Origin of the sequence: Micromonospora sp. CA-269861, assembly GCF_050948505.1 — a bacterium.
GTDB lineage: Bacteria > Actinomycetota > Actinomycetes > Mycobacteriales > Micromonosporaceae > Micromonospora.
The window spans coordinates 1,132,676-1,143,812 of the sequence record NZ_CP192014.1; the positions used below are offsets into that span (position 1 = coordinate 1,132,676).

The 11,137-nt window shown below is 72.1% G+C and carries 11 protein-coding genes and 1 tRNA gene; 9 read left to right on the forward strand and 3 right to left on the reverse strand.

From position 1 onward, the window contains the following. Nucleotides 1-2: 2 nt before the first annotated feature. Nucleotides 3-1,598, reverse strand: coding sequence for a benzoylformate decarboxylase (gene mdlC / locus ACQP0U_RS05180; protein WP_433316225.1), 1,596 nt, complete (start codon nucleotides 1,596-1,598; stop codon nucleotides 3-5). A 322-nt stretch (nucleotides 1,599-1,920) separates the two neighbouring features. Here mdlC and ACQP0U_RS05185 point away from each other — a divergent pair, with 322 nt between their 5' ends. Together ACQP0U_RS05185 and ACQP0U_RS05190 are read left to right on the forward strand one after the other, a co-directional pair. Continuing rightward, nucleotides 1,921-2,511 (forward strand): YqgE/AlgH family protein, encoded by a 591-nt coding sequence (locus tag ACQP0U_RS05185; protein ID WP_433316226.1) that lies wholly within the window; start codon nucleotides 1,921-1,923, stop codon nucleotides 2,509-2,511. Nucleotides 2,512-2,599: 88 nt separating this feature from the next. Further along, nucleotides 2,600-2,672: transfer RNA gene (locus tag ACQP0U_RS05190), tRNA-Ala, on the forward strand. 119 nt (nucleotides 2,673-2,791) lie between these two features. Here ACQP0U_RS05190 and ACQP0U_RS05195 read toward each other — a convergent pair. After that, nucleotides 2,792-2,914: a 50S ribosomal protein L36 gene (locus tag ACQP0U_RS05195; protein WP_030490864.1), complete on the reverse strand. Its 123-nt coding sequence runs from the start codon at nucleotides 2,912-2,914 to the stop codon at nucleotides 2,792-2,794. A gap of 124 nt (nucleotides 2,915-3,038) precedes the next feature. On the opposite strand from ACQP0U_RS05195, the gene ACQP0U_RS05200 reads away from it, so the two are divergent. Next, on the forward strand, nucleotides 3,039-3,950 hold the full coding sequence (locus ACQP0U_RS05200) for a lytic polysaccharide monooxygenase auxiliary activity family 9 protein (RefSeq protein WP_433316228.1): 912 nt from the start codon (nucleotides 3,039-3,041) through the stop codon (nucleotides 3,948-3,950). 27 nt (nucleotides 3,951-3,977) lie between these two features. On the opposite strand, the gene mgrA is transcribed toward ACQP0U_RS05200, so the two are convergent. Further along, on the reverse strand, nucleotides 3,978-4,973 hold the full coding sequence (mgrA, locus tag ACQP0U_RS05205; RefSeq protein WP_433316230.1) for an L-glyceraldehyde 3-phosphate reductase: 996 nt from the start codon (nucleotides 4,971-4,973) through the stop codon (nucleotides 3,978-3,980). 70 nt (nucleotides 4,974-5,043) lie between these two features. Between mgrA and ACQP0U_RS05210 the strand changes: the two genes are divergently transcribed. The 6 genes from ACQP0U_RS05210 to ACQP0U_RS05235 all read left to right on the forward strand — a co-directional run bounded on the left by ACQP0U_RS05210 (nucleotide 5,044) and on the right by ACQP0U_RS05235 (nucleotide 11,136). Next, nucleotides 5,044-6,024 (forward strand): aldo/keto reductase, encoded by a 981-nt coding sequence (locus tag ACQP0U_RS05210; RefSeq protein WP_433316232.1) that lies wholly within the window; start codon nucleotides 5,044-5,046, stop codon nucleotides 6,022-6,024. Nucleotides 6,025-6,029: 5 nt separating this feature from the next. Then, complete coding sequence (locus tag ACQP0U_RS05215; RefSeq protein ID WP_396780555.1) at nucleotides 6,030-6,527, forward strand: hemerythrin domain-containing protein; 498 nt, start codon at nucleotides 6,030-6,032, stop codon at nucleotides 6,525-6,527. A 55-nt stretch (nucleotides 6,528-6,582) separates the two neighbouring features. Next, nucleotides 6,583-7,827, forward strand: coding sequence for a sensor histidine kinase (locus ACQP0U_RS05220; protein WP_433316234.1), 1,245 nt, complete (start codon nucleotides 6,583-6,585; stop codon nucleotides 7,825-7,827). Beyond that, entirely contained in the window at nucleotides 7,824-8,474 is a 651-nt protein-coding gene (locus ACQP0U_RS05225; protein WP_433316236.1) for a response regulator transcription factor, read from the forward strand. Before ACQP0U_RS05220 ends, ACQP0U_RS05225 begins: the two co-directional genes overlap by 4 nt. Before the next feature lie 76 nt (nucleotides 8,475-8,550). After that, nucleotides 8,551-9,618, forward strand: coding sequence for a hypothetical protein (locus ACQP0U_RS05230; protein ID WP_433316237.1), 1,068 nt, complete (start codon nucleotides 8,551-8,553; stop codon nucleotides 9,616-9,618). Between the two features lie 57 nt (nucleotides 9,619-9,675). Beyond that, entirely contained in the window at nucleotides 9,676-11,136 is a 1,461-nt protein-coding gene (locus ACQP0U_RS05235) for a magnesium chelatase (RefSeq protein ID WP_433316239.1), read from the forward strand. Nucleotide 11,137: the final 1 nt, after the last annotated feature.

Here is an 11,137-nt window from a genome sequence, read left to right on the forward strand (position 1 = left end):
GTTCAGAGGATGCTCGGCACATCGGTGCTGATCGGCACCGGCAACACAGTGGGACGGTCGGCGCGCAACCCGGTGGCGAGCGCCGCGCCGAGCTGATCGGGGGTCTCCACCACCTCGGTGGCACAGCCGTAGCCAGCCGCGATCGCGACGATGTCCAGCCCCGGCAGGTCCAGGCCGGGCACCCCGGGAGTGTGCTTCAGCTCGGCGAACGCCTTGAGGATCGCGTACTGCTGGTTGACCGGGACGACGACCACGACGGGCAGTGCCAGGCGCGCGGCCGTCCAGAGTGCCTGCACCGAGTAGTGGAAGGACCCGTCGCCGACCACCGCCACCACCGGGCGACCGCTTCCGGTGTCCCGCTCGGCCAGTGCGACGCCTATCGCTGCCGGCAGACCGTAGCCGAGGCCACCGCTGGCCATCGTGAAGTACGACGCCGGGCGGGTGATCCGTAGCTGACGACGCAGCGCGGACAGGTTGGATGGTGACTCCTGGACCAGCACGCCGTCGGTCGGCCAGTGCGCGGCCAGCGCGGCGAACAGGGCGTCCGCGCTCAGCGGGGTGCCAACCTCCGGCGGTGGCAGCGCGTCCCGTCGTGTCGGTGCCGGCCTGTCGCTCGGCGGCACCCGTTCGACGAGCGCGGCCAGGGCCAGCCCAGGGTCGCTGAGCAGGCTGTCACCGACCGGGGCGCGCGCGGCCTCGTCGGGGTCGTCAGTGACGTGCAGCAGTCGGGCGCCGTCGGGCAGGTGCCCACCCGGCACGTACGGGTAGTAGCGGAACACCGGGGCGCCGACGACCAGCACCGTGTCGTGTCCGCGCAGCGCCTCGGCGAGCGGACCGATCGCGTACGGCAGGACGCCACGGAAGTGCGGGTGGTCCTCGGGGAACACGGCCCGCTCGGTGGCGGGAGCCGACCAGACCGGTGCGGCGAGCCGCTCCGCCAGCGCCACCGCTGTCGACCAGCTCCCGGAGCGGTCCACCCCTGGCCCGTACACGAGCACCGGGTTGCGGCTGCCGGCCAACACCCGAACGAACTCGTCCAACCGCTCGGGGTCCGGGGCGAACCGGGTGGCCACCGTCCGCGGCGCGGGCGGCGGGTCGGCTGGCTGGTCCCAGTCGTCCATCGGCAGGGAGAGGAAGACCGGCCCGGCCGGTGGCTGCACCGCCGTCGCGTACGCCCGCACCATCGCCGCGGGGATGTCCTGTGCCCGGGCCGGTTCGTAGGCCCACTTCACGTAGGGCTGCGGAAGCTCGGTGGGTCGGCGGCTGGCCAGCCGGGGTTCGAGGAGCAGCATCTCCCGCGTCTGCTGGCCGGCGGTGACGATCAGCGGGGTCTTGTTGTGCCAGGCGGTGACCAGGTTGCCCATGCCGTTTCCGGTGCCCGGGGCGGTGTGCAGGTTGACGTGGGAGGGCACTCCGCGGGCCTGGGCGTAACCGTCGGCCATCGCGACGGCCGTCGCCTCGTGCAGGGCGTGGACGTAGTGGAAGTCGGCGGGGAAGTCCTGGAGGAATGGTTCTTCGGTGGAGCCGGGGTTGCCGAAGACAGTGGTCATACCGAGGGTGCGGAGCACGTCGTACGTCGCGTCCCGGACAGTTGCCATCGCCACCCGCCTCCGTGTCGCGGGCAGGGGCAACCGCGGTCGCCCTCCCGATCAGCCGAATCTATCGGGATGTGACGGACCTTTCGGGCGTTTCTCGGCCGTCGGTGGCCCGGATCCGTCGATCACCGCGAGGCCGGCCGTCGGGTGCATCGGCCCTTCGTCTTAACTGTCCGATCACCCGCCGGTCAGACCTTAGCCAGCACCCAGGACGCAGGCTATGGTGCCAGGCATGGCGTTGACAGCGCGGCTGAACCCGATGCGGCGGGCGGATCCGGTCGATGACCGGCCCCCGGCGCGGGCTCACGGTTGACGGGTGTGTGGCATGCAGGGAGAGGGCCAGGCGATCGGCGGACGAGCGATGGAGTCGATGACCGGGCGGCTGCTGGTCGCGACTCCGGCGCTCAAGGACCCGAACTTCGACCGTACGGTGGTGCTGCTGGTCGCCCACGAGGCGGGCGGCGCGCTCGGCGTGGTGCTGAACCGGGCCACCGAGGTGCCGGTGGCCGAGGTGCTCGGTGACTGGAGCGACCTGGCCCGTCACCCGGCGGTGCTCTTCGAGGGCGGCCCGGTGCAGCCCGACTCGGCCATCTGCCTCGCCCGGATGCGGCACCCGATGCGCCGGGTGAAGGGCTTCCACCAGGTTTCCGGCGCGGTCGGCACCATCGACCTCTCGGTCGACCCGGAACGGCTGCGGGAGAGCATCGGCGGCATTCGTGTCTTCGCCGGCTACTCGGGCTGGGGCAGCGGCCAGTTGGAGCAGGAGATCGCCGACGGGTCCTGGTTCGTGCTGGACGGGCTGCCCGGCGACGCCTTCGTCGACCGGCCCGACGACCTGTGGCCGATGGTGCTACGCCGGCAGGGCGGGATGATGGCCGCCGTCGCGCACTTCCCGCCGGACGTGGCGCTCAACTGACCCGGCTGGGCGGGGGACCCCGCGAGATGACCATGCGAGCCGGTCTGTGTATAGTTTCCCAGTGCCCGGGCGACCGGGACAACAGCAAGGGGCCGTGGCGCAGCTGGTAGCGCACCACACTGGCAGTGTGGGGGTCAGGGGTTCGAGTCCCCTCGGCTCCACCCTTGTTGACCAGGGCGTTCGTCAGAGATGACGGGCGCCCTGCGTTGCTTGCAGCAGAACGCCCCGACCGGATGAGCCGGTCGGGGCGTTGGCGACTGTATGTCCGGTAAGGGCTGGATCAGCCCTGACGGCTCTTCCACTGCGGGTTGGCGCGGTTCACCACGACCACCCGGCCGCGACGGCGGACCACCACCGAACCCGGCTTCTGCTTCAGTGCACGCAACGAGCTACGTACCTTCATCTCTGCCTCCTCGGTGCAAGCGGTTCCGTGTATCGAAACGCCACACCCACCCGCCGGATTCCCGCCCGGTCAGCGTCGAACCTTTGCCGCCTCCCGGCCGTACCAATGGGCGGAGGTCATCCTCATGCCCGTACGCCGGCTCCTCGCCACGGTGCTGGTCGCTGCCGCGACCGTGCCCCTGGCCGCCACGCCCGCCGCCGCCCACGGTGCCCCCACCGACCCGGTCAGTCGTGCGGCGGCCTGCGGCCCCGAAGGCCGGTACGCGGCCACCAGCGCCTGCCGGGCGGCGATCGAGGCGGGCGCGGCGGTCCGCGAATGGGACAACGTACGCGTCGCCGCGATCAACGGGCGAGACCGGGAACGGATCCCGGACGGTGAGCTGTGCAGCGGTGGGCTGTCCGCGTACCGGGGACTGGATCTGCCCCGCACCGACTGGCCCAGCACCACGCTGACCACCGGCGCGAAGTTCACCTTCCGGTACCGGACCACCATCGAGCACCGGGGCACCTTCCGGCTCTACGTCACCAAACCCACCTACGACCCCAGTGCGAAGTTGACCTGGGCGGATCTGGAGTCGCGCCCGTTCCTGACCCTGACCGACCCGCCGGTGCGGGCCGGGGCGTACCAGTTGGCGGGTCGGTTGCCGGCGGGCCGCAGCGGCCGACACCTGATCTACACGATCTGGCAGAACTCCAACACCCCGGACACCTACTACTCCTGCTCGGACGTGGTGTTCCGGGGTGCCAAGGCCACCGCCACCCCGACGAAGGCCGCCGCGACGAAGAGCGCGCCGCGTACCGCCGCGAGCGTGCCGGCCGCCACCGAGTCGGCGGTGGCGGCGGTGGCCGACCCGGGCGTGCCGGTGGCGTCGGTGACCGACCTCAGGGGCCGGTGGCCGGTGCTGGCCGGTGCCGCCGCCGTGCTGGTCCTGGCACTGCTGATCGGTGCCGGACGGCGACGTCGCAGCGCCGCCGCACCTGTGGGCCGGCAGTGCGAGGTCCGCAACCACCGGGCCGGGCGGCGCCGGATCTGGTGACCCGACCCGCCCGGGACCCGGCGGCGTTTAGCCCAGGTGGCGCTCGATCTCGGCCAGCTCGTCGGCGGTGAAGTCGAGGTTGTCCAGCGCGGCGATGTTCGTCTCCAACTGCTCGACGCTGCTCGCCCCGATGATCAGGCTGGTCATCCGCGGGTCACGCAGCGCCCAGGCCAACGCGAGTTGGGCCAGCGACTGGCCGCGCTGCTCGGCGACCGCGCCGAGCCCACGGATGGTGGCCATCTTCTCGTCGCTGAGGTCGCTCTCGTTGAGGAAGACGCTGGTGCGGACCCGCGAGTCGGCCGGGATGCCGCCCAGGTAACGGTCGGTCAGCAGGCCCTGGGCCAACGGGCTGTACGCGATGCAGCCCGCACCGACCTGCTCCAGCGTGTCGAGCAGGCCGTCGGACTCGGTCCAGCGGTTGAGCATCGAGTACGACGGCTGGTTGATCAGCAGCGGCGTACCCAGCTCGCGCAGGATCGCGGCGGCCCGCGTGGTCTGCTCCGAGTTGTAGTTCGAGATGCCGACGTAGAGCGCCTTGCCGGAGCGGACGACGGCGTCGAGCGCCCCCATCGTCTCCTCCAGCGGGGTGTCCGGGTCGAACCGGTGCGAGTAGAAGATGTCGACGTAGTCCAGCCCCATCCGGTCCAGCGACTGGTCCAGCGACGAGATCAGGTTCTTGCGGGAGCCCCACTCGCCGTACGGCCCGGGCCACATCAGGTACCCGGCCTTGCTGGAGATGACCAGCTCGTCCCGGTACGGCTTCAGGTCGGTGGCGAGCATCCGGCCGAAGTTCTCCTCGGCCGACCCGGGCGGCGGGCCGTAGTTGTTGGCCAGGTCGAAGTGGGTGACACCCAGGTCGAAGGCGCGGCGCACGATGTCGCGCTGCCGTTCGAACGGGCGGTCCGGACCGAAGTTGTGCCACAGGCCGAGCGAGACGGCGGGCAGCCGCAGGCCACTGCGTCCGCTGCGCCGATAGGTCATGGTGTCGTAGCGGTCATCCGCGGCGAGGTAAGTCACGATCATGAGCCTAGCTCCGGCCCAGCGTGGCGCGGATCGGGCGTGGAAACCGGGACATCGGGGTAGTTTCGACGCCATGCGTTTCATTGCGCTCGACACCCCCAAACCGCTGTCCAAGATCGGGTTGGGCACCTGGCAGTTCGGCTCCCGGGAGTGGGGGTACGGCCCGGACTTCGAGCGGCAGGCGGCGCAGATCGTCCGGCGGGCCGTCGAGCTGGGCGTGACGGTGTTCGACAGCGCGGAGGTCTACGGCTTCGGACGCAGCGAACGCATCCTCGGCGCGGCCCTCGGCGACGACCGGCCAAAGGTGGTGGTCGCCAGCAAGATCCTGCCGGTGCTACCGGTCGCCGCCGTGGTGCAGCAGCGGGCTGTCGCCTCGGCGGCCCGGCTCGGCGTCACCAGCATCGACCTCTACCAGGTGCACCAGCCCAACCCGCTCGTCGGCGACCACACCACGATGCGCGGCATGCGGACCCTGCAGGACGTCGGGCTGGTCGGCGAGGTCGGCGTGAGCAACTACGGGCTACGCCGCTGGCAGGTCGCCGAAGCGGCGCTCGGCCGGCGGGTGCTCAGCAACCAGGTCCGGTACAGCATGCTCGACCGCGCACCCGAGCAGGACCTGCTGCCGTACGCACAGCAGGCCGGTCGGGTGGTCATCGCGTACAGCCCGCTGGCGCAGGGCTTCCTCTCCGGTCGCTACGACGCCAGGAACCCGCCGACCGGCGCGGTCCGGCGCGCCAACCCGTACTTCCTGCCGGAGAACCTGGAACGCGGTACGGCGCTGATCGACACCCTGCGTCAGGTCGCCGAGGCCCACGACGCCACACCCAGTCAGATCGCGCTCGCCTACCTGCTGCGGCACCCGAGCGTGCTCGCCATCCCCGGGGCGTCCGGGGTGGAGCAGATGGAACGCAACGCCGCCGCCGCCGACATCGACCTCGCCGACGACGAGTACACCGCGCTGGCCGAGGCCGCGAAACGCTTCCGCCCGATCACCGGGCTCGCCGCGATGCCGGCGATGCTGCGTGCCAGGTTCGCCAACCCAACCGGAAAGTGAGCACAGTGGACGACATCACCGCACTGATCCTGGACGACCACGCCGCCTTCCGGCGTGGCTTCGCCCGCCTCGACGACGCCCGCGACGAGCAGGAGATGCTCGCCATCTGGGACGCCCTCGCCCTGCACCTGGACATCCATGCCGAGGCGGAGGAGGCGATCCTCTACCCGCACCTGGTCAAGCACGGCGACGACGGCGAGGACGAGACCGCCGACGCGATCGGCGACCACAACAAGATCCGTGACGCCATCGCCGAGGCGAAGCTGCACCCGGTCGGCTCGGACCAGTGGTGGGCGGCGGTGGGCACGGCCCGCCGGGAGAACAGTGAGCACCTGGCCGAGGAGGAGGACGAGGCGCTGCCCGACTTCCGGCGGCACGCCAGCACCGAACTCCGCGCCGAACTGGGCCAACGCTGGCTGACCTTCTACGGCGAGCACAAGAACGGTCGTAACCTTCCGTTCCGCGACAAGGACCCGCAGCAGTACGTGGCCGACCACCGCTGACATCTCCCCGGCACGGGGGAGTCGTCGGAACCGGTCCCGGCAGCAGAATGGCGAGGTGACCCTCCGAGCGGCGCTGGCCCCGCTGGTCGCCGGCAGCACCTGGCGACGCGGCGTGTTCCTGCTGCTCGGCGGCGTGCTGGCACTGCCGTACGGGCTCCTCGCGGTGACCTTCGCCCAACTGCTCGCCGACTCGGCGATCCCGCGCCCCCTGGTCTGGGTCCTGCTGGTCATCGCGGTGCTGATCGCCGTCGTCCCGTTGCTGCTCGACGGCAGCCGGGCGTTGGAGATCGCCGCCGTCCGGGCCCTGCTCGGCATCGACCTGCCCGACCCCGCTCCCGGGCACCACGGCGACCGGGAGACCCGGCTGCGCAGCGCGCTCTGGATCGCCACCCACCTCATCGTCGGCGCGCTGGTGATGATCGGGCTGTTCAGCGCCCTTCCGATGGCGCTGGCGTTCATCGCCCAACAGTTCGGCATCGGCACCGAGCTGACCAGCCGGGAACGGTATGGGCCGCTGGACGGACAGGACAGCGGTTGGCTGACAGTGACCGGGGTGCTCCTGCTTGTCGGCCTCGGTTACGCCGTCGCCGGGCTCGGCGCGCTCGCCGGGTCGATGGCACCGGTGCTGCTCGGCCCGGCCCAGGCGGAGCGGATCGCCGCTCTCGAAGCGCAGGCCACCCGGCTCGCCGAACGCAACCGGCTGGCCCGGGAGCTGCACGACTCGGTCGGTCACGCGCTGACCGTGGCCACCCTCCAGGCCGGGGCCGCCCGCGAGGTCCTCGACACCGACCCGGAGTTCGTCCGGCGGGCGCTCACCGCCATCGAGGACGTCGGGAGGAACGCGATGGACGACCTCGACCACGTGCTCGGGCTGCTCCGGGAGAACGGACGCGACCGGCCCGTGGTGGCGCCGCAGCGTACCCTCGCCGACCTGGACCGGTTGGTCACCGACGCCCGCGCGGCAGGCCTGGCCGTGCACGCGCATCGCGCCGGCGACCCCGGGCGGGTGCCCGCGGCGGTGTCCCGGGAGGGCTACCGGATCGTCCAGGAAGGACTGACCAACGCCGCCCGGCACGGCCACGGGCCGGTGACGGTACGCCTGGACCTGCACCCGGACGCGCTGGAGCTGGAGCTGGTCAACGCGGTGCGCCAACCCGACCGGGCCCGGCTGGGGCGGGGCGGTCGCGGCCTGGACGGTATGCGGGAGCGGGTGCTGCTGCTCGGCGGCCGGCTCACCGTGGGCCCGGACGGCGACCGGTGGCTGATCCGTGCCCGCCTGCCCTACGAGGAGATGCGATGACCACAGGGGTGCTCATCGTCGACGACGACGAGCTGATCCGCGTCGGGCTACGGGCGATCATCGATGCCCAACCCGACCTGCGGGTGCTAGCCGAGGCGGCCGACGGGGCCGAGGTGCCGCCGCTTGTCGCCCGGCACCGGCCCGACGTGGTGCTGATGGACGTACGGATGCCCGGCATCGACGGCATCCAGGCCACCCGGCACCTGCTGGCCACCTCCGCCGACCCGCCCCGGGTGCTGGTGGTCACCACGTTCGCCAACGACGAGTACGTCTACGAGGCGCTGCGCGCCGGTGCCTCGGGGTTCCTGCTCAAACGGGCCCGGCCGGCCGAGGTGGTGGAGGCGGTCCGGGTGGTCGCGGCGGGCGAGTCGCTGCTCTTTCCGGCCGCGATCCGCCAGCTGGTCGGGGCGTACGGGCCGGCCGGCGGGGACCAGCTGTGCAAGGCCCGGCTCACCGAACGGGAGGCTGAGGTGCTGCGGTTGATGACCACGGGTCGGTCCAACCCGGAGATCGCCGCGCACCTGGTGGTCGGGGTGGAGACGGTCAAGACGCACGTCGGCAACGTGCTGGCCAAGCTGGGCGTTCGCGACCGTACACAGGCGGTCATCGCCGCCTACGAGTCCGGCTTCGTCACCCCGTCGGGCTGATCGGTCCCTCCACCGGGGGAGCGGGTTCACCGGAGGCCGGGAGGGCACCGACCTGCTGTCCGGCCAGGCTGAGAACATGACAACGATCACTGCCTCCCGACCCCGTACCGACTCCCGCTGGCCGGACCGGCTCGCCCCACTGGCCGCCGGTTGGCTCGGCCTGTGGGGCGTACTCGCCCTGGTCGGCACGCTCACCGGTGCCGGCTACCCGTTCGGCCCGAACGACCACAACGGCGGCGACGGCAGCCTGCTCCGCCTGGTGCCGGTGGAGGTGGCCACCCCACTCTTCGCCGGCGTACTGCTCACCGCCGCGGTGGCCGCGCTGGCCATGAGCCGGCCGGCGGCACGCCCACCCGGCCCACTGCGGGCGCTGCTCGCCGGCTACGGCTGGGCTGTCGCGTTCGTGCTCGTCCTGGTCGTGCCGGACGTCCGAGTGCTGATCATGCTCGGCTACCTGCCGATACTGATCGTCGGAGCGCCGTTCGGCTGGCCGCCGGTGGACTACTCCGACCTCTTCAACTGGGCGCTGTTCGGCCGATTCGCGGCGCTGGCCGGCGGGCTGCTGCTGGTCGGGGCGGTGCTCGCCTGGCAGCGCCGCACCGCTGGAGCCTGCGTCGGCTGCGGCCGCGCCGACACCGACCGAGGGTGGACCACCCCGGCCGCCGCCACGCGCTGGGGCCGGTGGGCCGTGGGCATCGCGGCCGTCATCCCGTTGATGTACGCGCTGACCCGGTTCGCCTGGGTAGCCGGCATCCCGCTCGGCATCTCCCGCGAGTTCCTGACCGAGCTGCAGGACACCGGGCTGGTCTGGGCCGGGTTCGGGCTGGCCGCTTTCGCCACCGTCGGCGCGATCCTCACCCTCGGCCTGGTGCAGCGCTGGGGGGAGCGGTTCCCGCGCTGGATGATCAGTCTCGCCGGCCGTCGGGTGCCGGTGAAGCTGGCAGTGGTGCCGGCCACCCTTGTCGCCATCGCCGTGACCGCAGCCAGCCTGGGGATGCTCGGCCAGCCCGAATTCTGGACGGGGATCGACCTGGCCGGGTTCCCCCAGCGGCTCTGGCCGCTGTGGGGCGTGGCGCTCGGCGCGGCCACCTACGCGTACCACCTGCGCCGCCGCGGCGCCTGCCGGCGTTGCGACAGGGGCTGAGGGTGGGAGCGGGGGTGCCCCCCGATGCCCGGGGCACCCCGGCGAATGTGAGCTAGCGTGGGTCGGGTGACTGCGCCTACACCGGTAATCCCGGTTCCACCGGCCGACCTGCCCGGCACGCTCGGCGCGCTACGGGCGGCCGGTCACCAGTACCGCACCGTCAAGCAGGAACTCCGCGACAACCTCCTCGCCCGGATGCGCTCCGGCGAGACCCGTTTCCCCGGCATCGTCGGCTACGACGACACAGTGCTGCCCGAGGTCGAGCGGGCACTGCTCGCCGGGCACGACATGGTGCTGCTCGGCGAGCGCGGCCAGGGCAAGACCCGGCTGATCCGCGCGCTGGGCGCGTTGCTCGACGAGTGGACCCCCGTTCTGCCCGGTTCGGTGCTCAACGAGCACCCGATGCACCCGCTCACCCCGGCGTCCCGCGCCCAGGTCGCCGAGGCCGGCGACGATCTGCCGATCGGATGGCTGCACCGCTCGATGCGGTACGGCGAGAAGTTGGCAACCCCGGACACCAGCGTCGGCGACCTGATCGGTGACGTCGACCCGATCCGCATCGCCCAGGGTCGTACCCTCGGCGACCCGGAGACCATCCACTTCGGGTTGGTGCCGCGCACCAACCGGGGCATCTTCGCCGTCAACGAACTGCCCGACCTGGCCGAGCGCATCCAGGTGGCGCTGCTCAACGTGCTGGAGGAGCGGGACATCCAGGTCCGCGGCTACCAGCTGCGCCTGCCACTGGACCTGCTCCTGGTGGCCAGCGCCAACCCGGAGGACTACACCAACCGGGGCCGGATCATCACTCCCCTCAAGGACCGGTTCGGCGCGGAGATCCGCACCCACTACCCGGTCGACCTGGAGCTGGAGCTGGCGCTGATCCGCCAGGAGGCCGACCTGGTCGCCGACGTGCCGGAGCACGTGCTGGAGGTGTTGGCCCGCTTCGCCCGCGCCGTCCGGGAGTCACCGTCGGTGGACCCGCGCTCCGGTGTCTCCGCCCGATTTGCCATCGCCGCCGCCGAGACGGTCGCCGGTGCGGCGCTGCGTCGCGCCGGTCTGCTCGCCGCCGCTGACGCCCCGGACGGGCGCCCCGAGGCCGCCGTCGCTCGCGTCGGTGACGCGGTGTCGGTGACCAGCACGCTGCGCGGCAAGGTCGAGTTCGAGAGCGGCGAGGAGGGCCGGGAGACCGAGATCCTCGCGCACCTGCTGCGTACCGCGACCGCCGAGACGTTCCGGGCCCACCTCGCCGGGCTGGACCTGTCCGGGTTCACCGCTCTGGTCGAGGACGGCGCCGCGATCGAGGCCGGCGAGTTGGTGAGCGCCGCCGAGCTGCTGCGCCAGGTCGGCACCGTGCCCGGGTTGGCGAAGGTCCTGGACCGGCTCGACCTGGGCGACGCGCCCACCTCGGAGGAGGCTGCCGCCGCCGTCGAGTTCGTGCTGGAAGGGCTGCACCTGACCCGCCGGCTCGGCAAGGACGTCACCGACTCGGGGCGCACCGTCTACGGCGGCCGGGGCTGAC